Origin of the sequence: Pseudomonas peli (genome assembly GCF_900099645.1) — a bacterium.
In the GTDB taxonomy this organism is placed as follows: domain Bacteria; phylum Pseudomonadota; class Gammaproteobacteria; order Pseudomonadales; family Pseudomonadaceae; genus Aquipseudomonas; species Aquipseudomonas peli.
The window spans coordinates 1,033,769-1,058,913 of record NZ_FMTL01000001.1 but is presented as its reverse complement, the minus strand read 5'-3'; the positions used below and the strand labels follow the sequence as shown (position 1 = coordinate 1,058,913).

Sequence of the window (25,145 nt, the reverse complement as noted above, 5' to 3'; positions counted from 1 at the left end):
GTTAGTAATCCTCAACAATGCGCCAGCTTTGGCGTCCACTTGACTCTAAGCCAGGGTCAATAGTTTCACAGCTGCTCGATGTGCATACTTGGATTTGACCTTCTGGTGTAGTTGTCACGATCAAGCCGCCCATACCGTCATTTTGGTAGCCTGAAACTGGAACAGTAGTACCGTCAGATTTTTTATAGTTTGAGCGGGAGTCAACATAGCCTTGGCGAGCAAGGTCAAAAACAGCAAAGTCGAGTCGCCCGCCGGTTGCTGGGTTTATGCCATAGGTCCAGTTCGATACACCGTCCGCGCAGGGGTCGTCATTGGGTGTCAATGTTTGTGCGAGTAAGACCTGGCCAATAGCGATCATGTCGTCAACTACCATTTCTCCTTCGAGAGTGGTGTTGACTTTAAAGTCGAGAAGCCAGCCGTATTTCCCTTTGCCGGTAGTGCTATCGTGCCACTCGAGCGGGTTCTGGCTAAGTATCCTTATATTGCGATTGTTACTGCTCCCTGCTTCGTTAGTAAAGGTTGCACTATTAACTTCCTCCGTGAAAGTCTGCTCAGCAAGATAAGTATATTCTGCCCCGACCTTGGATCTATTGATGCTTGGTGTGGTTAAGGCCGCTTGACCTTTTGTTTGTTTATCCCATATGCCGTAAAGAGTTTGGGCTCGGCTTGTATCGGCTCCCGCATCGCTGGACTGGAAATATTTGCCTGTGCCGAAGACGATAATGTAGCCCGTGCTTGAGGGATGTCGAACGATGGAGGGAGCCGCCGTAATTGCTTGGCTAGAGTTATCACTAGCTTGTGCAGAAAATAGCGGTTTTCCACCAAATGAAACCTTAAAGTTTTTGGCGTTTTCTGGTTTTTCGGCAGAGACAAGTTTGCCGCCAGAAACTGCAGTTGTGCGCCCTAGGCGCTCAGAGTCTAGGCTCACGTCAGCTGTTGTTTTGGTCAGTAAGTCAAAACGCCACATATTTCCTTGAAGGTCGCCAGCATAAGCATAATCCGCTACACCATCACTGTTGTTGTCAGCTAGTTTTGGTGTTGAAAGCCCATTAGGAATACCTTCTTTGCCTTTAACTTCAAGCTTCCGAATAAGGCTGCCGTCCTTAACGTTGAAAATTAACAGTGCGGCTTTGTCATCCTGGCTGGAGTAACCATTACCAGTTACTACCGCCCACTGGCCGTTGTGCAGGCGCGCAACAGTAGGTTTTGGCATGCTGTGGCCCATGTCCACTTCAGTAGTAAGATTAATCTCCCATAGAAGTTTGATTTTGCTTGGGTCTGTAACATCCAGCGCGAAAATACCTTTCCCGCCAGCCCTGAATGTACCGATTAGCACTGTGCGCCATTCACCATCAATTACCGTGTCTGCTACTACGGGGCTGCCATCAACGTAGAACTGGTGGGCACTACCCTTATAGCTATTGCCTGCTAGTAGATTGAGTTTTTCAAAAATAGTTGATGGTATAAATGCAAACTCTTCTGTACCGGTGGCTTCATCAAATGCATGGAGCATGCCGTCGTTTGCGCCAACATATATAAGCCGTTTACGTCCTTGTGTTGTGCTTGTTGTGTCTACTTTACTTTTAAAGTCCTCGTAAGGAATGCTGTCAAACTCTATAGGGTTGGCCAGATATGCAAGGTACTGTGCGTTGGCAACCACCGCCGGAGCGGAGTTGATAATGTCACCGAGGCGCGTTACTCGGTTTCTGAAGTTTTCATTACTTTTACCGCGGATGAATTGCAGCCTGGCCTCGCCTAATGCGTCAACCGTATTGTTGCTATCAGGGTTACGATTCAGCAGTGCACGTTGTGCTGCATTTAGATTGCTCCACTGGAAATCAACCAGGTTTGTTGCGGAGTTGCCGGCAATCATTATTTTCCTGCTGTCAGGATCTTGTGCTTCAAGCTTTTCCTGTGCGCTCCATTCCTTGATTTTCTCGGTAATACCAAACTTTTCTTCGAGTTTGTAGCGAATCAAGTCACCAGCCCAGTTTTTTGAACTATCGAAGCTGCTCTGGTATGCATAACGCAGCAAGGTGTCGCCCGACGGGCTTTCTTGCAGTTTTGCTGTAATTGCTGGTCGTGCGGCAGAGTTATTGCGATCACCGATACGCGTAAGGATAGTTTGGAACGCGGACACCATATCTTCGGGAGAATCGGCACTGAAAAACTCGCCACGAGAGTTAATCGCCGCATGCCAAAGGTCATACACGTTGTTTGCAGAATCAGCAGACGCCGCTGGCCATGCAATAGAGCCGTCTGCGAGTTTGCCATAATCCCCCTCGAAGGTTGACCCGCCCCAAGCGGGGCTTGTGAGGCTTGAGGTCAGTCCAAGGCCTAGGGTGAACGTGGTCATGTTCTGCCATGTGGACGGATTGTTGCGCGGATCCCAATACTCTTTTGTCGAATCAGTAGGATTCGCCGCGGAGATAAATGGCTTGATCTTGTTATCTATATTTGTGCGTGCATCCTGTCTCCAGTAGTTGAAGGCAAGGTCTGCAACTGTATTGCTTGCACCATCCTTGTACGGCGCAATAGCCGTATAGGATTTACCGTCTGGGAGTGTTGCGATGTTTGTGTTGTCAGCATTACCCACCGAGGCACTGTCGCTGTTCCAGATACCGTCGGTCATTAAAATATGGTAGGAGGGGCGGCACGCATACTCTGGATTTGTTTGTTTACCCAGCGAGTATGCATAGGGGCCATTAATGCCTGTTTGGCTTAGAAAATTACCTGCGCGCTGCATAGCTTGGCGTAATGGTGTGCCACCAGTTACGCTTAGTTTCTCAAGCCAAGTGAAGAAGTTAGCTCGGTGCTGGCCTGAAAACTCCCGTAGATAGTTAGTGTTGCAGTTGCCAGAGCTCGAGCCGCTACCCATCACGTTACAACTGCTGTTGTTTAGTACCTGCCATGTAAGGCGGACGTTTTCCGGTAGTGAGTAGAACGCGAGATTGGCAGCTGTTTGTGTGGCCAGCGCACGAGTTCGATAAAATGAATACCAGATCGCAAAGTTTTTCTCTGCAGCTGCGGTCGCAGGAATATTTACTCTGCTATAGCAATCTTCGTCAGTTTTTGTTTTATTGCAATTTGCGTTGGTTGGTCGGTACTCGTAGTAATGCGCGCGGCCATCTGCTGCCGTATTCGCATCTGCGCCGCGCCCATACTCTACGGTGGCAGCATAGTTCGATGCAAGGCTAATAGCTGAGGCCTTGGTGAAGCCATTTTTCCATGCGGCGGTGAATGTAGGTGCGTCGTATTCAGTTATCTTTAATTCGCCAGAAACTAAGGTTACTTTTTTAGGGAGTTTGTACTCCGTTGTTGGCGAGTAGTACATGGGGTTAAAATAGTTGGATTTAAAATAGTTTTTGTTTCGTTGGCTCTGTGCCGCATCGGGGGCGTAAGCGAATGCCATACTGCCCGAGTCATCGAGAGTTACTAAGATGTTTGGTGCGACACCTTGCGTAAGAAATAGAGGTTGTTGGCTTGGAACCATTGCAGCTGCGTGGGCTTGTTGTGCGCTGGTCATAATTGCAATACTGAGAGAGCTAGCTGTCAGTAACTTACTGCCTTTTACTAAAAGTGCGTTCATTGTGCTCTCCGTCAGTTGCTTGTATAGACGCGGGCTACAGTAGACTGCAGCAGTGCTGAACCTTCTGTGCCTGTTGTGGCTTGGGCTCTGCTGTTAGTGGCATAAAAGAATGTGCCTTCCCCGCGCATTAAATTGCCGTACTCTGGGTTTAGAGCTTCATTGTTCTGCTCGCCAGACGGGATTGGTACACTGTTCCAGGTGATAGTTCTTGTTGGGTCTAGAGTCGTTGGGTTGTCAATGTCTGAGCCTATATAAGGCATCCAGGCTCGTGCATCCGATGGGTCTATTTTGTCGAACTCTCTGGGGTCAGCGTGTAGCACGTTTATGTCAAGGCCGAGTGCGGCTAAGTTTACTAAGCAAGGATACTTTTTGTTTGTTAGCTCGCAACCTTCACCGGGCTCTTGGGCTGTAAATGTGTTGTTAAATCTGCGCTCTGCTTCACGCAAGCCAGAGTCTGCCAAGTTAAGTAGGCGCTTCTGTTCAATTGTGTTAGCAGTTATGCGGCTTTCAAGCGTAACTTCGCGCATGCTACCGACTGCTAGGATCGTAATGATCAAAAGCATTATTAGGGCAACTATAAGCGTCGCGCCCTGTTGCTTGGAGCTTGGAGTTTTGATCATGGCATCATATTCCGAAGGGTTTGTGCGCCTTGCCCGATAAGTAGTAACTGGCCATGCTCTTTAGCGTCGAGCGCAGCTTTGTTTCCACCGTAATAGGTTATCCAGTCTGCTTTGGCTTTGCTGTCGACGCCTTCTCCTACGCCTTTTCGCAGGTCAGCTTCGCCGCTACTTGCAAGTACAGAAAAGCGTACGCCTCTAACTACTTGGTCAGCAGTTGGAGTTTCCGTAAAGCTTTCAACGCTGCGTTTTCCCTTAGGGCCAACACCGTAACTGATATTTATATCTTCAATACCCGCTACAAGCTCCTGGCCTCCGCATTGTAGTGAGCCTGCGGATTTTCCTGTGCCTGGGGTGAACGTTATTCGATAGGTTTTAGTTATATCGCTGGGAACTTTATCAAAAGACTTTCCGGGTGTTCCTGGTATTAAATTTCCAAGACAGTCACTTTCGCCCACGGTTGCTGCTTGGTAGCGGAGGCATATGCCGCGGTCTCCTGTTGCAGGAGTAATTACTTGTCCTGCAATGAATGCGCCGCATCCTCCAGCAGGGTCCGCTTTAGGGAATGCGCTTTCCATTGGCGTGTCTGCTAAACGCCTATAGCCGGCCTTAACAAGTTGTTGCTCAAGAAGTAATAGTGTGAATCGGCTGTTTTCTTGATTGCTAGCTTGACCCTGTTGGAAGAAATAATTGTAACGGCTGTCAATAAAAAGCTGTGAAACGCCGAGAAGGAGGAAGCAGCTAAGCGCCAGTGCGACTAAGAGCTCAATCATGGACAAGCCATTTTGGGTTAGCGGTTTTTTATCCATTTTCCTGCTCACAGCTGTGCGCGTAGATTGAATGTGCATATTGATTTGTCCGCAGTTTGATCGTTTGCGTCGATGCAGGTGCCAGACTTAACTCGCCACGCCATGCTTATTTCAATTGCCGAGCCCGCGGCCGCGTTGCAAACACCGGGTGATGGGCTTCTACATATCTTAAAGTGGCTATTCAGGAGTTCACTGCCTCCAGGCAAATTCTCTCCAGCTCGTTGTGCCCAACAACCAAGTTGATCCTTTGCAGTTAGTGCAGGCGTGGGGCAGGGCGGAAAATCACTGCCTTTTGCTTTGTAGAAATCTGATGTTTCCTTGTAGCGTTCGCGTGAGTCTAGGAATGCTTCCGGATTGGCACGCATGAGTTCAAGTAACTCGTTCGCCATATTGCCGGCGGTGCCACGTTGGGCGGAGTCTTGAGTGAATTGAATGCTCCGGCCCTGCATCGCAACCATGCCTAAAACACCGGTTGTCACAATTATTAAGGTCACTAAAACTTCAATCATACTAAAGCCGGACATACCTCTGTGCCGATTCATGGCGTACACCCCCCTAAGGCTGTCGTGTTGTTCGCTTGCTTTCCACGGGCATGTATTCTACTACTTCCGCTTGCTTGTATCGTGATCAGGTATGCTGTTTCTACTTTGTCATCGTTGCAAACAATTGCACTAGCAGTACTTGCTGTACCATTAGGGCTATAAGTGACCGTAAGTGGTGATGGGTTGGTGGCAATTGAAATGTTTGTTGCGTCAAAAACCTCTTGTCGCAAATCTTCATTTCTACTTAAGTCTCTTACAACCCAAGTGCCACCGTTGTTACTGAGATTGATTCGAGATCTGCGTACAACTGCCTCGCTTCTAGCGTACTGGAGTAAGCTATTTATTTGCTGCGCCTGGCTCTCTATTTGGTCGTTTCGGATCAGGCTAGCTAGATTGGGTACTGCAATGGCTATAGCAATTGCAAATAGGGCCAGAACAACCATTAGCTCTATCAGGCTGAATCCGTGCGGGCGTGGTTGAAGCGTCATTGTGCTCTCCTAGGGGGCAGTGAGCATATCCTCTAGAATGATTTTCGTCCTGTCATCGGCTCGATGACAGCTGGCGCTATGGGGGGGATGATCGGTTGTCGCTGCTATTCCCCGTGCGCTGACGGCGTCGAGGCCTTGTGATTGCACAGGTTTCAGGCCTGCTCATCCGTGCATCGGTAGTCTTGAGAAAGATTATCGCTTTCAGTACTTGTTTTTAATCGCCCCTGACGGTTAATTACTAATTGCCATGTGATTTTACTATTTTGGCATTGATAAACCCTGCCGTTGCTTATCGGTGTTGTTCCATTTGGATAGAACCGTATGCTTTGTGTGAAGCCACTTCTTCTTATTGTGGTTGAGCCGTCTAGTTTTCTTATCTGCAGTGTTTTTTGAGTTTTTAACTCTTTAATAATCCATCCATTTGACCAGTCGCTATTGCAGGTTGACTGGTCGCCAATTCCGCATATTTCTATGATTTCCCTGTTTAGTATGGCGATGGTTCTTGCATATTCAATTGAACTTCTGGTTTCGCTGAGAAGCGCTTTGCTTTTGCTGGTTTTGAATAAGTTAATAAGTTGAGGTGTGGCTATAGATATGGCTATAGATATAAGTGATGTCGCAATGATTAATTCAGTCAGTGTCGTTCCGCTCATTTTCTGCTTTGGCATTTTATTGATCCTTTTGACGTGCAGGCTAGCTTCCTTGGTAGCCTTTGTTCGCATCTAAAACCTAGTCGTTTTTTTGCGTGGTGCAAGTCCAGTTTTGATAAACTCTCTCGTCATTGAGTGATTCCAATAACGCTATTTTATTTTTTAGGTTTTTAAGTGTCCGAATGTCAGCTCATCGTTGGTGGTGGGGTGCTTGGCTTGCTATCGGCTTATGCGTTGGCATCAGCCGGCAACCATGTTGCATTGTTTGATTCCCAGTCTGTGGGGGCGGAGTCCTCTTGGGCGGGTGGCGGTATTGTCTCGCCTCTCTATCCCTGGCGTTACAGCCCTGCAGTAACGGCTTTGGCGCATTGGTCGCAGGATTTTTATCCGTGGTTAGGTGAGCAGTTGCTGGCGCAGACGCAGATTGATCCGGAGGTGTATGTCACCGGCTTGTATTGGCTCGATCTGGATGACGAGGCAGATGCGCTCGCCTGGGCGCGGCGTGAGGAGCGGCCGCTTCAGTGTGTGGATGTTGCGGCGGTAGAGCGTGCGGTGCCCGCGTTGGCTAAGAGTTTCGGGCGGGTCTTGCATATGGCGGATGTGGCGAATGTGCGTAACCCGCGCTTGGTCAAAGCGCTGCGGGCAGCGTTGCAGCAGATGCCGAATGTCACCATGCATGAGCATTGTGCGGTGAGTGGGTTTATTCGTGAGGGTGGGCGTGTCACGGGTGTGCATACCGCACAGGGTGATATGTATGCAGATCAGGTGGTGCTCGCTGCGGGCGCTTGGAGCGGTGAGCTGATGAAAACCCTTGGCATTGAGTTACCGGTGGTGCCGGTCAAAGGTCAGATGATTCTGTACAAGTGCCGCGAAGACTTTCTACCAGCCATCGTGCTGGCGAAGGGGCGTTATGCAATTCCGCGACGTGATGGGCATGTTCTGATTGGTAGCACGCTTGAGCATGCGGGTTTCGACAAAACGCCGACCGACGAGGCGCTAGCCAGCTTGAAAGCTTCCGCTGTCGAGTTGTTGCCGGCACTGGCGGATGCAGAGTTGGTGGGGCATTGGGCAGGGTTGCGGCCTGGTTCGCCTGAGGGCATTCCGTTTATTGGACCTGTGCCGGGTCATGATGGCCTGTGGTTGAACTGCGGGCATTACCGCAATGGACTGGTGCTGGCGCCGGCGTCGTGCCAATTGCTGGCGGATCTGATGCTGCGGCGTGAGCCTATTGTTGACCCTGCCCCCTATGCGCCGGCTGGGCGGTTGGCTTTGGCGGGTTGAGCATTTCTTGGGAAGGGGCTCGCGGCTAGAGCGCCCTCCCACTATTAATGCTTGCGTTAGTCGATGCCGAGCTTTTTTAGTCGATAGCGCATCGAGCGAAAACTCAGGCCTAGGCGCTGCGCGGCGGCGGTGCGGTTCCAGCGGGTTTCTTCTAGGGCTTGCATGATCAGTTTGCGTTCGATGGCTTCCAAGTAGTCTTCCAGATTATCTATCTGTGCGAGGTTGGCTTCGCCGTTCTCGCTGATCGGCACGCTGTCGGCTAGGCGCAGGTCGCTGGTGGTGATGCGATCGTCTTCGCACAGGGTGTAGGCGCGTTCGAGCATGTTCTCCAGCTCGCGCACGTTGCCCGGAAAGCGGTAGCTTTTGAGTTTCTCCAGCGCGTCGTCATCCAGCTTGGCTGGGCTGAGGCCTGTGCCCTCGGCCAGGCGCTTGAGCATGATGCCTGCTAGCAGGGCAATGTCTTCGCGGCGCTCGCGCAGGGCGGGCACGCGCAGTTCGATCACGTTTAGACGGTAATACAGGTCCTGGCGGAAGCGTCCGGCCGCGACCTCCCCGGCTAGGTCCTTGTGGGTGGCGCAGAGGATGCGTACATCGACGATTAGCTCCTGCTGGCCGCCCACGGCGCGTACGGCTTTTTCCTGAATCGCGCGTAGCAATTTAACTTGCATTGGCAGTGGCAGGTCGGCGACCTCGTCGAGGAACAGCGTGCCGCCGTTGGCTGCTTGAAACAGGCCTTGTTTGTCTTCGATGGCGCCGGTAAAGCTGCCTTTTTTATGACCGAAAAACTCGCTTTCCATCAGCTCGGTGGGGATGGCGCCGCAGTTGACCGGGATGAAGGGCTGATCACCACGTGAGCCTTGCTCGTGGATCAGGCGGGCGACCAGCTCCTTGCCGCTGCCAGACTCGCCGCTGATGTACACCGGTGCTTGGCTACGTGCGAGCTTGAGGATCTGCTTGCGCATGGCCTTCATCGGCGGTGAGTCGCCGAGCAGGCGGCTGTCCACCGGCAACTCTTCGCCATCGGCGCTGCGCAGGCGCAAGGCGGCAGCGACCAGTTCGCGCAGGCGACCGAGATCCACCGGCTTGGTCAGAAAGTCGAATGCGCCAGCTTTCAAAGCATTTATCGCGGTGTCCAGGCTGCCGTAAGCGGTGATCATCGCCACGGGCACTTGCGGGTGGCGCAGCAGAATATGTTGCACCAGCTCAAGGCCTGTACCATCAGGTAGGCGCATATCGGTCAGGCACAGATCGAAGGGCTCTTTGGCCAGCCATTCGCGGGCTTCCTTGACGTTGCGCGCGCTGCGAGTATCGAGCTTCATGCGTCCCAGGGTGATTTCCAGGAGTTCGCGAATATCCGGTTCGTCATCGACGATCAAGGCTCTCTGGCGGGTCATGGTCAGCTCAGTTTGCGCGGGTGGGCGAAGGTGATGCGTAGGCAGCTGCCGCCACCGTCACGCAGTTTATAGTCGAGGCGTGCCTGGTTGCTTTCGCACAGTTCTCGGGAAATATACAGGCCCAGGCCGGTGCCCTTGTTTTCTGTGGTGTAGAACGGTTCGAACAAGTGGTGCAGTTGCTCTTCGGCAACGCCAGGGCCGTCGTCCAATACCTCGAGTACCGGTAGCTCGCTTTCTGGGTCGCGGAACAGCTTCAGCCAGACCTGCCCATGCTTGTTCTTTTGTGCGCTGTAGCGCAGACCATTCTCCACCAGATTGCTCAGCACCTGTGTGAGCTGGTGCGGGTCCATCCGGGTTTGAATGCTGCCGCTGGTGGTTTCCAGGTGCAGGGTTTGTCCTGGTGCGGCGCTGCTGCGAAACTCGCTGGCGAAGCGATGCAGCCAGTACTTCAGGTCGAGCAGCTGGGGTTCGGCCTGGCGCCGCCGCGAGAGTTGCAGGACGTTCTCGATCACTAGGTTCATCCGGCGAGAGTGGTCCTGGATGATCTGCGCCAAGCGCAGGTCGGGGCCTTCTAGCTCCTCCGACTCTTGCAACAGCTGTGCGGCGTGACTGATGGCGCCCAGAGGGTTGCGAATTTCATGGGCGATACCGGCAGTTAGGCGGCCGAGTGAGGCGAGTTTGAGCTGTTGCGCCTGCTGGGCGATCTGCGAAATATCATCGAGGAAGATCAGCGTGTGTTTATGCTCGCCGCGTTGCAGAGCAATAAAGCTAGGTTGCAGCACTCGGCCATCGGGGGCGGCTTGTAAGCTGGCGGGTCGCAGGCTGGGGTTGTGCGACCATTGCTGCATGCGTTTGATCAGCTCGGGGCAGTGCGGGTCGAGAATCTTGCCATTCAGGTCCGCGTGCCCTAGCAGGTGGTTGGCGCCTTGGTTGGCCAGTAGCACGCGGTGCAGTTCGTCGAGCACCAGAATGCCAGTACGCATCCGTTGCAGGATCAGGGCGTTCAGCGCCTCCAAGTTTGCAACATCCGCTGCACGTTGCTCGGCCAGGCTTTCGCTGACTTGCAGCCGGCGTGTAAGACCCTGCACAAACAATGCAGCAGCAAAGCACAGCGCGCCAAGTGCGCCAGCCTGCACGTACTGTGCGGCAGCAGCCGGTCGGCTGAGGCTGAGGTAGAATGTCAGGTAGATCATGCCTGTTGCGGCGACTGCGGCAATCAGCAGGCCTATACGTCCGCGCAACAGGATGTTGGCGATCGCGACGGCGACAATCAGCAGGTTGCCGATGCCGCTGGGGGTGCCTCCGGCGGCATAGAACAACCCGGAAAGCAGAATTACGTCGACCAGTGCGAGGCTGAATACTTGCGCCAGGCGTTTGGGGCGTCGAACGGTTGCGATGATCAGGACGTTGAGGGCGAGGTAAACCCAGCTGCCATTACGGAAGAGTGCCGGGTGCATCATGTCCAGCAGTTGAGCGTCGAGGTCGCTGGAGATCAGCAGCGCCAGGGTAATGCCGATTACCAGGCGGTAGAGGTGATAGAGCCGCAGGATTCGCCAGCTTTGCTCCCCGCTCAGGGGGAAATCAGCGCTCACCGGATTGCGGGCCTTGTTCGAGGTGCGTTTGGCTGCAAAACCACTGTTCATCTTTAGCCAGTGCATGACTGCGGGGTACATGAGTGCCGCAGTGTGCACAGCGGACCATTGGGGCTGCACCAGTGTTGCGGTCTTCGGGGCGTGCAGTTGGCGTGCGAGTAAAGCGCCGCCACAGCCAAAACGCGGCCGCAATGATGGCAATCCAGAACAATAAGCGGAACAGGCCCATGGTGCTCTCTTTCTGTCGGTAGGCGGGCAGTTTAGCTAAGCCGTTTGCGTGCGCCCAGTCTTGAAGCTGTGCGCTGAGCGCCGTTTCTTGCGTCGATTGGCGAAGCATGCTGTGTTGTTTTGTGTACGGCAGGCCTGCCTCGTACTCCCTGCCGTCGCCCCAATAAAAAAGGGAGGCATCGGGCCTCCCATTTTTCATTACCTATTTTGGCTTAGTCGAACAGGCCAAAGGTCAGGTAGCTGAACCAGGAGCGGCTTGGTTGTTCTGCGCTGGTGCCGGCCTTGAGGTCGTCCGGAATCTGTTCTTCGGCATCTTCGTACTGACGAATCACGTCCTGGCTGGCGCGGGTTTCGCCCGGTGGCAGCGGCGTGTCGGTTTCGATCAGGCCCAGCGTTGCCTTGGCCATCCAGGAGCGGCTGTCGGCTTCTTCTTCACGCGGAACGAACTGGCCGTCGACCAGGCTTGGGTGGTCCGGGTAGTTGAGCTTGAGGGTTTCCAGGCTGGTGGCTGCCAGGTCATCCAGGGTCAGGCGCTGGTAGGCTTCGGTCATCACCGCCAGACCGTCGCCGACTGCAGGGGTCTCCTGGAAGTTTTCCACCACGTAACGGCCACGGTTGGCGGCAGCCACGTAGGCGTTGCGGGTCAGGTAGTAATGCGCCACGTGGATCTCATAGGCCGCCAGCAGGTTGCGCAGGTAGATCATGCGCTGCTTGGCGTCTGGCGCGTAGCGGCTGGTCGGATAGCGGCTGGTGAGCTGGGCGAACTCGTTGTACGAGTCGCGGGCGGCCCCCGGGTCGCGCTTGGTCATGTCCAGCGGGACGAAGCGCGCGATCAGGCCGCGGTCCTGGTCGAACGAGGCGAGGCCCTTGAGGTAGTAAGCGTAATCAACGTTAGCGTGCTGCGGGTGCAGACGGATAAAACGGTCGGCTGCGGACTTGGCAGCTTCCGGCTCAACGTTCTTGTAGTAGGCGTAGATCAACTCCAGCTGCGCCTGCTCGGCATAGCGGCCGAACGGATAGCGCGATTCCAGCGCCTTGAGCTTGGCAACTGCGCTGGTGTAGCTATTGTTATCCAGATCGGCCTGTGCCTGCTGGTAGAGTTCGGCCTCACTCAGGTTTTCGTCGACCACCTCTTTTGATGAGCAGGCGGCGGTGAGGGCGAGGATTGCGATCAGCAGCAGGTGTTTCACTTGCATGGCGGCTTGCGTCCCTGTGACGGCGGCTGTCTTGAGCAAAGCCGTCCTGTTATGATGAGCGCCCCCGGTACCCCTGGGGCAAAGACGTCGTATTTAACCACAAGCGTGTAGCCGAAACCAAAAGCTATGCCCCCTCTGTTGCCGAGCATGTCCTCTATTAATAAGCAGATCATTGAACTGAACGCCGAGGTGCCCTATGAAATGGGCGGTCAACGCCTCGATCAAGTCGCCGCACTCCTGTTCGCCGAGCACTCGCGTTCGCGTCTGTCTGCCTGGATCAAAGAGGGTCTGCTGACCGTCGATGGTGAGGTGTTGCGCCCGCGCGACATCGTCCACGGTGGTGCACTGTTGGCGCTGAACGCCGAGCAGGAAGCCCAAGGCGAATGGATTGCCCAGGACATCGCGCTAAACATCGTCTACGAAGACGAGCAGATTCTGGTCATCGACAAGCCCGCCGGCCTGGTTGTGCATCCGGCTGCAGGGCATGCCGATGGCACCTTGCTCAACGCCTTGCTGCACCACGTGCCGGACATTATCAATGTGCCGCGTGCTGGCATTGTTCATCGCCTGGACAAGGACACCACCGGCCTGATGGTGGTGGCCAAGACCATCGAAGCGCAGACCCGTTTGGTCGACCAGCTGCAGAAGCGCTCGGTCAGCCGTATCTACGAATGCATCGTGATTGGTGTGATCACTTCCGGTGGCAAGATCAACGCGCCGATCGGCCGCAGCTCCTCGCAGCGCCAGCGTATGGCGGTCAGCGATGGCGGCAAGCCTGCGGTCAGTCATTACCGGGTGCTGGAGCGCTATCGCTCGCATACCCATGCGCGGGTCAAGCTGGAAACCGGCCGCACCCACCAGATTCGCGTACACATGAGCCATATCGGCTACCCGCTGGTAGGCGATCCGGTTTACGGCGGGCGTTTCCGCATTCCGCCAGCTGCCAACCCGAGCATGGTGCAGACGCTCAAGGAGTTCCCGCGCCAGGCCTTGCATGCGCGTTTCCTTGAGCTTGACCATCCGATTAGCGGTGAGCGGATGAAATGGCAGTCGCCATTGCCGGATGACTTTGTCTGGTTGCTGACGCTGCTGCGTCAGGATCGTGAAGCCTTTATTGGCTGACAAATATCTGGCTAATACGAGTGGGTAACAGGGAGTTGGGTGACAGGATGCACGACTGGCTAGCGCCGCAATGGCCCGCACCGGCAAGAGTAAAAACTAGCGTTACTACTCGTTCAGGCGGCGTGAGCCTTGCGCCGTTCGACAGTTGCAACCTGGGCGAGCATGTCGGCGACGACCCGCAAGCCGTGCTGAAAAACCGTCAACGCTTGGTCAGCCTGCTCGGCTGCAAGCCCGCCTGGTTGCAGCAGGTGCATGGCGTTGCGGTGGTCGAGGCTGATCCAGCCCTAGTGCTTGAAGCCGACGCCAGTTGGGCGAGTAAGCCCGGCGTTGCCTGTACGGTGATGACCGCCGATTGCTTGCCAGCGCTGTTCTGTGATCGTGCTGGAACCCGTGTAGCTGCGGCCCATGCCGGCTGGCGCGGCCTGGCTGCCGGGGTGCTGGAAGCCACGCTGGAGCAACTGGCAGTGCCGGCGGATCAGGTGCTGGTTTGGCTAGGGCCGGCGATTGGTCCGCAGGCCTTCGAAGTGGGCGCTGAAGTGCGTGAGGCCTTTGTCGCCCAGCATGCGCAAGCCGCGTCAGCATTCCAGCCCAGCGTCAATGCGGGCAAATTTATGGCCGACATCTATCAGCTGGCGCGCATTCGTCTGGCTGCTTGTGGCGTTGAGGCGGTGTACGGCGGCGATTTCTGCACCTTCAACGACCCACGTTTCTTCTCCTACCGCCGTTCGGCGCAAACCGGGCGCTTTGCCAGCCTGATCTGGCTGGGCAACTGATCCTCGCGTGCCGCAGCTGCGGCACTGTTGCGGCAAATGACCCAGGTCAACGCCGCTCGGCTTGAAACCCGCACAATCGTCCTCATCTACTCTTCATCTCGCAGGCTTTCTGTTTGGGTGCGATTCAGTGCGCCGGCCTGCCACCACCACGAGGGTTGATTGTTTATGCGTATTGATCGTTTAACCAGCAAGTTGCAACTCGCGCTCTCCGATGCGCAGTCCCTGGCCGTTGGTCTGGACCATGCGGCCATTGAGCCGCTGCACCTGATGCAGGCATTGCTCGAACAGCAGGGCGGCTCAATCAAGCCGCTGCTGATGCAGGTCGGTTTTGATGTCAACAGCCTGCGCCTGGCCTTGGGCAAGGAGCTGGATCAGCTGGGCAAAATCCAGAATCCCTCCGGCGACGTCAATCTGTCGCAGGACCTGGCGCGTCTGCTCAATCAGGCCGATCGCCTGTCGCAGCAGAAAGGCGACCAGTTTATCTCCAGCGAGCTGGTGCTGCTCGCCGCGATGGATGAGAACACCAAGCTGGGCAAGCTGTTGCTGGGTCAGGGCGTCAGCCGCAAGGCGCTGGAAAACGCCGTGACCAACCTGCGCGGCGGCGACGCGGTAAATGACCCGAACGTCGAGGAAAATCGCCAGGCGTTGGACAAGTACACCGTCGACCTGACCAAGCGTGCCGAGGAAGGCAAGCTCGACCCAGTGATCGGCCGTGATGACGAAATCCGCCGCACCATTCAGGTATTGCAGCGCCGCACCAAGAACAACCCGGTGCTGATCGGCGAGCCGGGCGTGGGTAAGACGGCGATTGCCGAAGGCCTGGCCCAGCGCATCGTTAACGGCGAAGTGCCGGATGGCTTGAAGGACAAGCGCCTGCTGTCGCTGGATATGGGGTCGCTGATTGCTGGCGCCAAGTTCCGCGGCGAGTTCGAGGAGCGTCTGAAAGCGGTGCTCAATGAGCTGAGCAAGCAGGAAGGGCGGATCATCCTGTTTATCGACGAGCTGCACACCATGGTTGGCGCCGGCAAGGGCGAAGGCTCGATGGACGCTGGCAATATGCTCAAACCGTCCCTTGCTCGCGGTGAACTGCACTGCGTCGGCGCGACCACGCTCAACGAGTACCGCCAGTACATCGAGAAAGACGCAGCGCTGGAGCGGCGCTTTCAGAAGGTGCTGGTGGATGAGCCGAGCGAAGAAGACACCATCGCCATCCTGCGTGGGCTGAAAGAACGCTACGAGGTGCACCACAAGGTGGCCATCACTGACGGCGCGATCATCGCCGCGGCCAAGTTGTCGCACCGCTATATCACCGATCGTCAGTTGCCGGATAAGGCCATCGACCTGATCGACGAAGCGGCCAGCCGCATTCGTATGGAGATCGATTCCAAGCCCGAGGTGCTCGACCGCCTTGAGCGCCGCCTGATTCAGCTCAAGGTTGAAGCCCAGGCGTTGAAGAAAGAAGACGACGAAGCGGCGATCAAGCGCCTGGCCAAGCTTAACGAAGACATTGCGCGCCTGGAGCGCGAATACGCCGACCTGGAGGAAATCTGGAAGTCTGAGAAGGCTGAGGTGCAAGGCTCCGCGCAAATCCAGCAGAAGATCGAGCAGGCCCGTCAGGAGCTTGAGGCGGCGCGGCGCAAGGGTGATCTCAACCGCATGGCCGAGCTGCAGTACGGGATTATTCCCGATCTGGAGCGCAGCCTGCAGATGGTCGATCAGCACGGTAAAAGCGAGAACCAGTTGCTGCGTAGCAAGGTCACCGAGGAAGAAATCGCCGAAGTGGTGTCGAAATGGACCGGTATTCCGGTAAGCAAGATGCTCGAAGGCGAGCGCGACAAACTGCTGAAAATGGAAGGCCTGCTGCATCAGCGGGTGATCGGTCAGGACGAAGCCGTGGTTGCTGTGGCTAACGCGGTTCGGCGCTCTCGTGCCGGGCTGTCCGACCCGAATCGGCCGAGCGGTTCGTTCCTCTTTCTTGGTCCTACCGGGGTCGGTAAAACCGAACTGTGCAAGGCGTTGGCTGAGTTTCTGTTCGATACCGAAGAGGCGTTGGTGCGTATCGACATGTCCGAGTTTATGGAGAAGCACTCCGTGGCGCGGCTGATCGGAGCACCACCGGGTTATGTCGGTTACGAAGAGGGCGGTTATTTAACCGAGGCGGTACGCCGTAAGCCCTATTCGGTGATCCTACTGGATGAAGTGGAAAAGGCGCATCCGGACGTGTTCAACGTGCTGTTGCAGGTGCTTGAAGATGGTCGTCTGACTGACAGCCATGGCCGCACCGTGGATTTCAAGAACACCGTAATCGTGATGACATCCAACCTTGGCTCCTCGCAGATTCAGGAGCTGGTCGGTGATCGTGAGGCGCAGCGCGCAGCTGTGATGGATGCGGTGGGCACACACTTCCGTCCGGAATTTATCAACCGGATTGATGAGGTGGTGATCTTCGAGCCGCTGGCCCGCGACCAGATTGCGGGTATCGCACAAATCCAGCTGAGCCGTTTGCGTCAGCGACTGGCTGAGCGTGAGCTGAGTCTGGAGTTGTCCGATGAGGCCTTGGATAAGCTGATCGCCGTTGGTTACGACCCGGTCTATGGTGCTCGCCCGCTCAAGCGTGCAGTGCAGCGCTGGATCGAAAACCCCTTGGCCCAGCTGATTCTGGCCGGCAAGTTCGCCCCAGGCAGCAGTGTGACAGGTAAGGTTGAGGGCGATGAAATCGTCTTTGGTTAAACGCTGTCGGCCACAATAGGGCTGCAAAATAAAAAAACACCCCGGTACAGTTCGCGCTGACCGGGGTGTTTTTATTGGGGCGGATTACAGGTGCTTGAGCAGGACTTCCAGTGCGGCAGCCTGGTCTTCTGCCAGGTCAATGATGTGAAAGCCGGCCCAACAGTGCTGGCCGTCGGCGCCAGGACGACTCCACAGGCAATCAGCGCCGAGGGTGATTTCACAGACGCCCTCTACCGGCTGCTCACTCACTAGGCGGCACTCCACCAGCTCGTCGGCGGCCAGCGGCGTATCGCTAAACAACATAAAGCCGTCGGCGGACAGGTCGACCACGCGGCCCAGGCGTTGTCCCGTGTGTAGGTCGAAGACTTCCAGCTGCACTTCGGCGTTATGCCGGCTGTGCAGGCGACGTTCGTCATCCATAGGAGTTCCTTATTCTTGAGGCTCAGCCGTGCGCCCGGTAAAACGCTGGAGCACGCGGTAAATGGCGGTAAGGGCACGGTCCACAAGTGGTGCACCTCGTTCGGGGGTGACGATGCGCGCCAGCCCTTGTTCCATTTCAGTGGCCAGCTGGGTGAGTGGCTTGATTGCCACGCGCTGGCCGCTCTGGTCGACAAACATGTAGTTGCGAGTTGTTGGGCTGAACCAGGACAGCTTGAGTGTGCGCACCTGCTCGCCATTGACGAACTCGAACCAGGTGCCGAACTCGATATGTCCCAGCTCTTTAGCCAGCGCCAGCGCGCGGGTCGAGAGTGTTGATTCGCGTGGTGCCAGAGTGGCCAGCGCGGCGTCTTCACCGAGCATGGCGCCGAGTGGGCTCTCGGGCAGGATGGGTTTGAGCTGGGCGGCCACTTGTGGCTGTTTGGCCTGTACGGCATGTTGGCAGGCCACGAGGTCCTGCAGCAGCCGGCGGATGCCGTCTTCGTGGTAGCCGCCCAGCAGCTCCAGGCCTTTGCGCAGGTCTTCGAGCAGCGGCACGCGTAATTTCTGCAGGCGCTCACGGCCGGCGTCGTCAAGCAGGGTGCCACTCCAGGCCAGTTGCTCGGCCGCTTCGCAGGCGCGCTGCCATTCCGGGCTCTGCTCACCATTGCGCAGCAGTACAAAGACCAGTACGTCCGCCCAGGTCAGTTCGAGGAAGTTGCGGATGATGGTTGGCGGTTGACGATTATTCAGGCTGTTACCGATCACTTCGACTGCATGCTGACGAGCGCCAAGCAGTTTGTCGCGGCCTTTTGCCGCTTCTACTGCACGGCGCTCGCGCAGCTCGACCTTATGGCGGAGTGTCGCAACGAATTCGTTGAATTCCTCCAGTAGGTTGTTAAACAGTTGCAGGTCGCCGAAAAAATCATGGATAACCCGCTCAACCACCCACTGCATTTTGGCCAGCAGGCCGCGTTCGTCGCCTTCCCCGCCATACAAAACACCTGCTTGGGCCATGGCATTGAGCAGGCGCCGGGCCGGATGGTGGTGCTGGGTGAACAGCGCTTTGTCCTGAAGTGCCACTTTCAGGTAGGGCGTATGCAGGTGGGACAGGGTGGTCTTGCACGTGTCCGGCAGGTTGTCGTCGTCGAGGATAAAGTCGAACAGCATGCCGACCAAGTCGATCACGTCGGCTTCCTGGTCAGAAACCTTCTGCTGGCCTGGTAGCTCGCTGTGCGCTTCTAGCTGCTGTTGCAAATCTGCCTTGAGGCCTTCTACCTGCTGCGGGCGACTCAGCCGCTGCGACAGGTCGTTGGCTGATTGTTGCTGCATGCGATTCAGCGCGTCCAGCAGGGCTGAGGCGCTGTAGGTGCTGGTCGCCTCGCGCGGTGTGAAGCTGGCAATGCTGCGCGTGCCGCCAAGGAGTGGCGCGTCAATATCGCGCTGGCGGTGTTCGCCCAGTAGTGTCGCCAGGCTGCCGAGCAATTCCAGGGGGTCACTCGGTGGTGGGCCGCTGAGGTCTGTAGTGACAGGCTTGTAGGATTGCCCTGGCGCTGGTGCCGAAGGCGTACCGGTCTGGCTGTTGCTGGCGGAGCTGCTGCCTTCAGGTGCTTGCTCGGTCGGCGCGGCAGTCGAGGTTTTAGGCCGTAGCAGTGGATTGTTGCGCTGCGCGGTGTACTTCAAATTTGGCAGCACACCTGCATCGATCAGGCGTTGATTCAATGCGGTATAGATGCTGTCCAGGCTCTGCATAACATGTGTATCAAACAACGTATAAAGGATGACCTTTATACGCAGTGGAAATGGGCAGGGCGTCAGAGCATCACGAAACGCCTGGGCAATCATCTGTGGGCCAAAGGGATTGATGTCCTCACCCAACTTCTGGCCGTTATTAAGGAGTGCCAGGCGTTGTTCCAGAGCAAACAGTGATTGCGCGCAGCGCGCCTTGACCCGGCTGACCATATTGGTGACTTGCAGGCTTTCTTCATAATCCTCGTTTTGCACCAGCGCCATGTGTTCAGCGTCCAGCTTGCTGGTGCTGGGTGGTGGCTTGAGTTTGCCTTCGAGGAAATCAGAGAAATTCTGTGCAATTTGCTGATGATAGCTGCGTTCAATCTGCGGACGCTGCCGGCGGATCTCGCGCATGTTGTCGAAGAACAGGGTTTGCACCTGATTGTTCTCGGCTTTTTCGGCGCATTCGAACAGCGTGTCGTCGACCTGGGCAAAGACCCCCGTCAGGTGTTCAGCCAGGCGGTTCATCACTAGTTTTCGACAGCTTTGCACCAAGTCGCCGAAGCGTGGCTGGATGCCACGGCTGGCAAGGGTGTGCGTTGAGCCGGGTGGATTTGGCGGTGTGCCCTGGTTACTCATGGACTTTCCTGGCTGGAGCCTTACGGCTTGTGCGTCCTGCAATGAATACAGACCTAGTGAAGATATAGCAGCCGCTCACGCAGCTGCAAATCATTGTACTAAAAGCAATTTAAGGGGTTGACAGGCGCGCGCGGAAACGTAAAATGGCGCGCCTCAGACACGGGAAACGATTTAATAACCGGCTCCAGTTTCTGAGAACGGAAGCAAGTAGTTCCGCGATAGCTCAGTCGGTAGAGCAAATGACTGTTAATCATTGGGTCCCAGGTTCGAGTCCTGGTCGCGGAGCCAATCTTTCATCGGGGTATAGCGCAGTCCGGTAGCGCGCCTGCTTTGGGAGCAGGATGTCGGGAGTTCGAATCCCCCTACCCCGACCATTTTTGGGTCGTTAGCTCAGTTGGTAGAGCAGTTGGCTTTTAACCAATTGGTCGTAGGTTCGAATCCCACACGACCCACCATTTCAAGCATGCTTGAATGATAAAAAACCCGCCTAGTGCGGGTTTTTTATTGCCTGCGATTTATATCGACCTCGATTCTTTGGCGGATTTAAATGCAAGAACTGGCCATGCCGCACATGGTGCTGGGCGGCCGTAGCGAGTTCCTGCGGATAGGGTTGAGCCAATCAATGCAGCTTTAGACGCGGCTCGGTGCTGCGGCCGATGCGGTCGCCAAGCATCATCAGTAGTGTGCGGGTGGCGCCGTATAGGGCGATTTGGTGCATGCGGTAGAGCGATACATAGAACATCCTGGCCAGCCAGCCTTCGAGCATAACGCTGCCGGTCAGGTTGCCCATCAGGTTGCCGACCGCAGAGAAGGTCGACAGCGAGATCAGTGAGCCGTAATCGCGGTAGCGGTATTCCGGCAGGGCTTTGCCCTCAATGCGCAGCTTCAGCGATTTAGCCAGCAACGAGGCTTGCTGATGCGCCGCTTGCGCGCGCGGCGGCACGTTGCGTCCTTCGCTGCCCGGCTGCGGGCAGGCGGCGCAGTCGCCGAAAGCGAAGATATTGTCGTCCAGGGTGGTCTGCAGCGTCAGGCGCACCTGCAATTGGTTGATGCGATTACTTTCCAGGTCATCCAGCTCTTTAAGGAAGTCAGGTGCGCGAATCCCCGCCGCCCAGACTTTCAAGGTGGCTGGGATGACTTGGCCTTGTGCGGTATGCAGCGCCTCGCGAGTGACTTGGCTGACGGCTGCGCCGGTGAGGACGGTTACGCCGAGTTTCTCCAAGGTCTTATGCACGGGCTGGCTGATCCGTTCCGGCAGGGCAGGCAAGACCCGGGGGCCGGCTTCAATCAGGGTGATACGCATGTTTTCCGGGCTGATCCGATCCAAACCGTAGGCAGCCAATTCGCGTGCGGCATGGTGCAGTTCGGCGGCAAGTTCAACGCCTGTTGCGCCGGCGCCGACGATGGCGATGTTGATTAGCTCGGTAGCTGCGCTTTGGCTGGCATGGGCGCGCAGGTAGTGGCTGAGCAGCTGGTGGTGGAAGCGTTCGGCCTGCTCGCGGGTGTCGAGAAACAGGCAGTGCTCGGCGGCGCCCGACGTGCCGAAGTCATTGGTGGTACTTCCCACAGCAATAACCAGGCTGTCATAGCTGAGCTCGCGCGCAGGCATGAGCACCTGCCCCTGATCATCCAGGGTGGCAGTAAGGCTGATACGTTTTTTTGCGCGATTGAGGTCGCACATCCGCCCCAGTTGGAATTCGAAGTGATTCCATTTGGCTTGCGCCACGTAGTTGAGTTCGTCACCTGAGGAGTTCAGCGAGCCCGCGGCCACTTCGTGCAGCAACGGTTTCCAGATATGCGTCAGGTTGGCATCGACCAGGGTGATCTTGGCTTGGCCGCGTTTACCCAGGGTTCTACCCAGGCGGGTAGCAAGCTCCAGTCCGCCGGCGCCGCCGCCGACAATTACGATTTGATGAGTCATCAGACACGCTCATAAGGCTTTTAAGAAAAAGTGGCGAGTCGCTGTGGGCGAGCGCTAAGCAGCTCATAGCACCAGTCGACTCAGAAGACGGCTCAGCACACCCAGGCCAATCGTGACCATTACGATGATCAGCAGCAGTCGCCAGACCTTGAACGGCTGGCGCTCGACCTGATGTTGCGGAGCGCTAAGGTATTGCTCGACACGTTTTTTATCATCAGGATTCAGGCGACTGGACATGCGTGCCTCGAATTAATGGGGGCGGTTGGCAATTGATGGGATCGATTACAGGCTGAAGTGCTGGGCATTCTAGCCGCGCGACTTATAAAGGCTCAACGCGCAGGGCGTCATTCAAGCGAATAATGCCCCCTTGTAGCACGCGCGCGGTAATTCCGCCGTGGCCGCGCATGGCCTGAAAGGTACCAAGCCCTAAGCGTTCCTCCAGCTTGGCGCAGGGTTGGCACCAGCCGGTGGTTTCCAGTATCGCCTGGCCGAGGCGGAAGCGTCGGCCCTTGAGGCTGAACAGGTTGATGCCACTTATGGCGATATTGCGCCGCAGTTCAATCGGGTTGATCGGCTGTTCGGTAGGGCGACCCATTAAGGCGCTTATCACCGCGAGGTGTTCCCATTGAATTAGGGTGACTTGCCTGGCATTGCGCGGCCCCGGCCGGCTGTGGTCGCCGGTGAGGCCTGCTTCACGGCGCGCTTCCACGGCGTCCAATTCAATCATCGTTGCTCGCGATGCGGGGCGCACGCCTATCCAGCGTACACAGCCTTGCTGAGGCACGGCGGCAAGCAGTTCATGCAGAGGACTCACAGGCTGATACCTACATCGAAAAGTATGCTGCGACCGAGGTTGTGGCGCAGAAAGTCGGGTGCGCTCGGATGGGCGAACAGCACGCGGGCAAAGGTCGGACCGACCAGTGATAGCGAGCGCCAGCCTTGGCGGAGAAACTCGGTCGGTGGTGGAAAGTGGCTGTTGAAGTCTGGCACGGCGCGCTTCAGGTTGACGTAGGCGAGCAAGTCCAGCTCGCCCAGGTCGAGGCCGCGCTCTTTGTAGTTGTGGGCTTTTTTGCGCAGCGTGGGTGTGAGTCGCTGCTGCAGCTCGCCTGCGGCAATGCGCCGTGGTTTGGTTTCGCGCCGCACCAGTTGGCTGAGGGAAAACGCGCTGCGTCGCCGTTCCAGTTCGGCACGCCACTCATCATTCAGGCGACGGCCTTCGTCGAGGACGAAGAACACTTCAAAGCTGGCCTCGCGGAACAATACGTCGGGTGGTTCATGGTTGGCGGCGCTGAATTCATCCAGGCGGTGGCTGACGTTCAGCGCTTGTAGCAGGCGCTGGCAGACCCAGCGCTCGCGTTCCCACTTGCGTGCGTTTGAGAGAAAGGCGTTGGCTTGTTCAGCCTGATGCGTCAGCAGGCGCAGGTAATCTGAGTCATCCATAGGCTCAGCTTAGCCTGCGCGCTTGGGTTGTTGGTACCCTCTGCGGCGGTTGTTGCGTGCTTTTCATGTGTTGCTGGAGCCCGCAGTTGTAGACTGCACAAGTCAGTCACGATGGCTTGGGGGGTGTTCCGCATGATTGCCGCGCACTTGTTGTCTTCCACCAGCCTGATACTGGGTTGGCTGATCTATCTGCCGCTGCTGTGCTGGGCGATCTGGCGTGCGCCCTGGGTTGAGCTGTGCAGTGATCTGCGTCGTCAGCATTTGCTGGGTGGTACAGCGCTGGCGCTGTTTGTGCTGTGGCTGGTGCGTCGGGATTTCGACTCGGGCCTGTCCTATCACTTTATCGGCATGACGGCGGTCACCTTGCTGCTGGATTGGCCGTTGGCCATGCTGGTGGGGTTGATTGCGCAGCTGGGGCTGCTGGTGCTGGGCCGACAAGATCTTGCAGCCCTGGGTGTTAACGGCGTGCTGCTGGTGGTGATACCCGTGTGGGTGACCGAAGCCTGCGCGCTTTGGGTTGAGAAAAAGCAGCCGCGCAATCTGTTCGTCTACATCTTCTTCAGCGGCTTCTTCGCCGCTGCGCTGGCTGCCTTGCTGTGTATCGCTGCCGCCTTCACCTTGCTTTGGGTGGACGGGTTGTTCCCGATGCCGCCCTGGCTGGAGGATTTTATCGGCTACCTCTGGCTGGTGATTTTCCCCGAGGCCTTTATCAACGGCATGCTGGTGACCGCGTTGGTGGTGTTCTATCCAGACTGGCTGGAGACCTTCAACCGCACGCGTTATCTGGCCGCGCCCTGGAAGGGTGATGATCTGCCGCGCTGATGGCGCGCCCTTCAGCGTTTCGATTGCGTTGTGCAGGTTGATCCAGATCAAGTTGCGCGAATGGCTATGCGCGATCTTGCATCTATCAACAGAGAGGACGTGACATGGGCGTGCACCAATGGGCGAGGCAGGCAATCGAGCAGATTTTGCAGGATGTTGAGGCGCAGGATTTCGATCAGGCCATGGCGCTGCGGGCTATGCTCAGCGCAGTGGTCGAGCGCAGCCGGGTCGGGCGCAGCGCGGCGGATCTGGCCGCAGAACTGCAGTTTCTCGCCGACAATCTGGATGACGAGCGCGACTACAGTTTTATGCGGCCTTGAATATCAGTGCTCGCGAGGCGGTAACTCCCCAGAGAACAGATCATCTTCCAGTGGGTTGCCGGCAATTGCGTGCTCTTCCGAGGCCCAGGCGCCGAGGTCGATCAGCTTGCAGCGTTCGCTGCAGAATGGCCGGCTCGGGCTTTGCGGGCCCCATTCGACGGGGGCGCTACAGGTGGGGCAGGCGACTAGGGTTGGCGTACTCATGCTTGGCCTCCGCGTAGGCTTAGGTAAAAGGTGTGGAGTCGTTCCACTTCGGCTCGCAGCCAGGGCAAGTCTTGATCATTAAGCAGTACGTCATGGGCATGTTGCAGGCGTTCTGCACGGCTGGCCTGGGCTTTGAGAATAGCCTGCACCTGTTCGTTGGAGCTCTGGTCGCGAGCCATGGTGCGCTGCACTTGCAGCTTTTCAGATGCGTCCACCACCAGTATGCGCTGGGTCAGCTTGTGCTGGCCTGACTCAACCAGCAGTGGCGAAACCAGAATTGCATAGGGTGATTCTGCGCGCGCTAGGTACTGGATGATTTCCTGGCCGATAAGCGGGTGCAGTAGCGCTTCGAGCCAGCGTCGCTCATTGGCATCGGCAAAAATTCGGTTGCGCAGCGCGGCGCGATCAAGCTGGCCGTCGGCCTGCAACACATCGCTGCCGAAGTGTTCAGCTATCTTCGCCAGCGCTGGCTTACCCGGCTCAACCACCCAGCGCGCCGCGTGGTCGGCATCGACCAGATGAACGCCTAGGTCGATAAAGTGCTGTGCCACAGCACTCTTGCCACTGCCAATGCCGCCGGTTAGGCCAAGAATCCAGGGTTTTGTCATCAAGGTGCGAGCTCATGCAGGACATATAAGGG

General features: G+C 56.6%; 24 protein-coding genes and 3 tRNA genes. 9 read left to right on the top strand and 18 right to left on the bottom strand.

The window, feature by feature from the left end:
• Window position 1 precedes the first annotated feature (1 nt).
• From BLO50_RS05185 to BLO50_RS05160, 6 genes are all read right to left on the bottom strand, one after another.
• The gene (locus tag BLO50_RS05185; RefSeq protein ID WP_090249379.1) at window positions 2–3,589 is read right to left on the bottom strand and encodes a pilus assembly protein; all 3,588 of its coding nucleotides are present in this window, start codon (window positions 3,587–3,589) and stop codon (window positions 2–4) included.
• Between the two features lie 11 nt (window positions 3,590–3,600).
• Window positions 3,601–4,209 (bottom strand): pilus assembly PilX family protein, encoded by a 609-nt coding sequence (locus BLO50_RS05180; protein WP_090249376.1) that lies wholly within the window; start codon window positions 4,207–4,209, stop codon window positions 3,601–3,603.
• A complete protein-coding gene (locus BLO50_RS05175; RefSeq protein ID WP_090249373.1) occupies window positions 4,206–5,015 on the bottom strand; it encodes a prepilin-type N-terminal cleavage/methylation domain-containing protein in 810 nt (269 codons plus the stop codon). The genes BLO50_RS05180 and BLO50_RS05175 overlap by 4 nt, the downstream gene beginning before the upstream one ends.
• An 8-nt stretch (window positions 5,016–5,023) precedes the next feature.
• Window positions 5,024–5,524, bottom strand: a complete 501-nt coding sequence (pilV, locus tag BLO50_RS05170) for a type IV pilus modification protein PilV (protein ID WP_262371826.1) — start codon at window positions 5,522–5,524, stop codon at window positions 5,024–5,026.
• Between the two features lie 29 nt (window positions 5,525–5,553).
• Window positions 5,554–6,045, bottom strand: a complete 492-nt coding sequence (locus tag BLO50_RS05165; RefSeq protein WP_090249367.1) for a GspH/FimT family pseudopilin — start codon at window positions 6,043–6,045, stop codon at window positions 5,554–5,556.
• A gap of 152 nt (window positions 6,046–6,197) precedes the next feature.
• Window positions 6,198–6,713: a GspH/FimT family pseudopilin gene (locus BLO50_RS05160; RefSeq protein WP_167354431.1), complete on the bottom strand. Its 516-nt coding sequence runs from the start codon at window positions 6,711–6,713 to the stop codon at window positions 6,198–6,200.
• A gap of 156 nt (window positions 6,714–6,869) precedes the next feature.
• On the opposite strand from BLO50_RS05160, the gene thiO reads away from it, so the two are divergent.
• Complete coding sequence (thiO, locus tag BLO50_RS05155; RefSeq protein WP_090249361.1) at window positions 6,870–7,976, top strand: glycine oxidase ThiO; 1,107 nt, start codon at window positions 6,870–6,872, stop codon at window positions 7,974–7,976.
• A gap of 56 nt (window positions 7,977–8,032) precedes the next feature.
• On the opposite strand, the gene BLO50_RS05150 is transcribed toward thiO, so the two are convergent.
• The 4 genes from BLO50_RS05150 to BLO50_RS05135 all read right to left on the bottom strand — a co-directional run bounded on the left by BLO50_RS05150 (window position 8,033) and on the right by BLO50_RS05135 (window position 12,386).
• Window positions 8,033–9,370 (bottom strand): sigma-54-dependent transcriptional regulator, encoded by a 1,338-nt coding sequence (locus BLO50_RS05150; RefSeq protein ID WP_090249359.1) that lies wholly within the window; start codon window positions 9,368–9,370, stop codon window positions 8,033–8,035.
• 2 nt (window positions 9,371–9,372) lie between these two features.
• Complete coding sequence (locus tag BLO50_RS05145) at window positions 9,373–10,962, bottom strand: sensor histidine kinase (RefSeq protein ID WP_244152864.1); 1,590 nt, start codon at window positions 10,960–10,962, stop codon at window positions 9,373–9,375.
• The gene (locus BLO50_RS21980; RefSeq protein WP_090249352.1) at window positions 10,952–11,191 is read right to left on the bottom strand and encodes a PP0621 family protein; all 240 of its coding nucleotides are present in this window, start codon (window positions 11,189–11,191) and stop codon (window positions 10,952–10,954) included. The genes BLO50_RS05145 and BLO50_RS21980 overlap by 11 nt, the downstream gene beginning before the upstream one ends.
• 211 nt (window positions 11,192–11,402) lie before the next feature.
• Window positions 11,403–12,386, bottom strand: a complete 984-nt coding sequence (locus tag BLO50_RS05135; RefSeq protein WP_090249350.1) for an outer membrane protein assembly factor BamD — start codon at window positions 12,384–12,386, stop codon at window positions 11,403–11,405.
• A gap of 147 nt (window positions 12,387–12,533) precedes the next feature.
• Between BLO50_RS05135 and rluD the strand changes: the two genes are divergently transcribed.
• From rluD to clpB, 3 genes are all read left to right on the top strand, one after another.
• Window positions 12,534–13,508 (top strand): 23S rRNA pseudouridine(1911/1915/1917) synthase RluD, encoded by a 975-nt coding sequence (gene rluD, locus BLO50_RS05130; protein WP_090251260.1) that lies wholly within the window; start codon window positions 12,534–12,536, stop codon window positions 13,506–13,508.
• A 47-nt stretch (window positions 13,509–13,555) separates the two neighbouring features.
• Window positions 13,556–14,281 (top strand): peptidoglycan editing factor PgeF, encoded by a 726-nt coding sequence (pgeF, locus tag BLO50_RS05125; RefSeq protein WP_090249346.1) that lies wholly within the window; start codon window positions 13,556–13,558, stop codon window positions 14,279–14,281.
• A gap of 165 nt (window positions 14,282–14,446) precedes the next feature.
• Window positions 14,447–17,011 (top strand): ATP-dependent chaperone ClpB, encoded by a 2,565-nt coding sequence (clpB, locus tag BLO50_RS05120; RefSeq protein WP_090249343.1) that lies wholly within the window; start codon window positions 14,447–14,449, stop codon window positions 17,009–17,011.
• An 84-nt stretch (window positions 17,012–17,095) separates the two neighbouring features.
• Here the strand turns inward: clpB and BLO50_RS05115 are convergent, their stop codons facing one another.
• Window positions 17,096–17,431, bottom strand: a complete 336-nt coding sequence (locus tag BLO50_RS05115) for a PilZ domain-containing protein (RefSeq protein ID WP_090249340.1) — start codon at window positions 17,429–17,431, stop codon at window positions 17,096–17,098.
• 9 nt (window positions 17,432–17,440) lie between these two features.
• A complete protein-coding gene (locus BLO50_RS05110) occupies window positions 17,441–19,798 on the bottom strand; it encodes a DUF1631 domain-containing protein (protein WP_090249337.1) in 2,358 nt (785 codons plus the stop codon).
• A gap of 212 nt (window positions 19,799–20,010) precedes the next feature.
• Here BLO50_RS05110 and BLO50_RS05105 point away from each other — a divergent pair.
• The 3 genes from BLO50_RS05105 (at window position 20,011) to BLO50_RS05095 (ending at window position 20,253) form a co-directional block, all read left to right on the top strand.
• A tRNA-Asn gene (locus BLO50_RS05105) sits at window positions 20,011–20,086 on the top strand.
• A gap of 9 nt (window positions 20,087–20,095) precedes the next feature.
• Window positions 20,096–20,172, top strand: a tRNA-Pro gene (locus tag BLO50_RS05100).
• Window positions 20,173–20,177: 5 nt separating this feature from the next.
• A tRNA-Lys gene (locus BLO50_RS05095) sits at window positions 20,178–20,253 on the top strand.
• A 164-nt stretch (window positions 20,254–20,417) separates the two neighbouring features.
• Here the strand turns inward: BLO50_RS05095 and BLO50_RS05090 are convergent.
• From BLO50_RS05090 to BLO50_RS05075, 4 genes are all read right to left on the bottom strand, one after another.
• A complete protein-coding gene (locus BLO50_RS05090; protein ID WP_090249334.1) occupies window positions 20,418–21,719 on the bottom strand; it encodes an NAD(P)/FAD-dependent oxidoreductase in 1,302 nt (433 codons plus the stop codon).
• A 63-nt stretch (window positions 21,720–21,782) separates the two neighbouring features.
• Window positions 21,783–21,956, bottom strand: a complete 174-nt coding sequence (locus tag BLO50_RS05085; protein ID WP_090249331.1) for a DUF3094 family protein — start codon at window positions 21,954–21,956, stop codon at window positions 21,783–21,785.
• An 82-nt stretch (window positions 21,957–22,038) separates the two neighbouring features.
• The gene (locus BLO50_RS05080) at window positions 22,039–22,533 is read right to left on the bottom strand and encodes an MOSC domain-containing protein (protein WP_090249328.1); all 495 of its coding nucleotides are present in this window, start codon (window positions 22,531–22,533) and stop codon (window positions 22,039–22,041) included.
• Window positions 22,530–23,159, bottom strand: coding sequence for a DUF1780 domain-containing protein (locus BLO50_RS05075; protein ID WP_090249325.1), 630 nt, complete (start codon window positions 23,157–23,159; stop codon window positions 22,530–22,532). The genes BLO50_RS05080 and BLO50_RS05075 overlap by 4 nt, the downstream gene beginning before the upstream one ends.
• Window positions 23,160–23,291: 132 nt before the next feature.
• Between BLO50_RS05075 and BLO50_RS05070 the strand changes: the two genes are divergently transcribed.
• Both BLO50_RS05070 and BLO50_RS05065 read left to right on the top strand, forming a co-directional pair.
• The gene (locus tag BLO50_RS05070; RefSeq protein WP_090251258.1) at window positions 23,292–23,981 is read left to right on the top strand and encodes an energy-coupling factor ABC transporter permease; all 690 of its coding nucleotides are present in this window, start codon (window positions 23,292–23,294) and stop codon (window positions 23,979–23,981) included.
• A 104-nt stretch (window positions 23,982–24,085) separates the two neighbouring features.
• Complete coding sequence (locus tag BLO50_RS05065; protein WP_090249322.1) at window positions 24,086–24,301, top strand: hypothetical protein; 216 nt, start codon at window positions 24,086–24,088, stop codon at window positions 24,299–24,301.
• Window positions 24,302–24,304: 3 nt separating this feature from the next.
• Here BLO50_RS05065 and yacG read toward each other — a convergent pair whose 3' ends face one another.
• Together yacG and coaE are read right to left on the bottom strand one after the other, a co-directional pair.
• Window positions 24,305–24,505: a DNA gyrase inhibitor YacG gene (gene yacG, locus BLO50_RS05060; protein WP_090249319.1), complete on the bottom strand. Its 201-nt coding sequence runs from the start codon at window positions 24,503–24,505 to the stop codon at window positions 24,305–24,307.
• Window positions 24,502–25,113 (bottom strand): dephospho-CoA kinase, encoded by a 612-nt coding sequence (gene coaE / locus BLO50_RS05055; protein WP_090249317.1) that lies wholly within the window; start codon window positions 25,111–25,113, stop codon window positions 24,502–24,504. Before coaE ends, yacG begins: the two co-directional genes overlap by 4 nt.
• Window positions 25,114–25,145 lie beyond the last annotated feature (32 nt).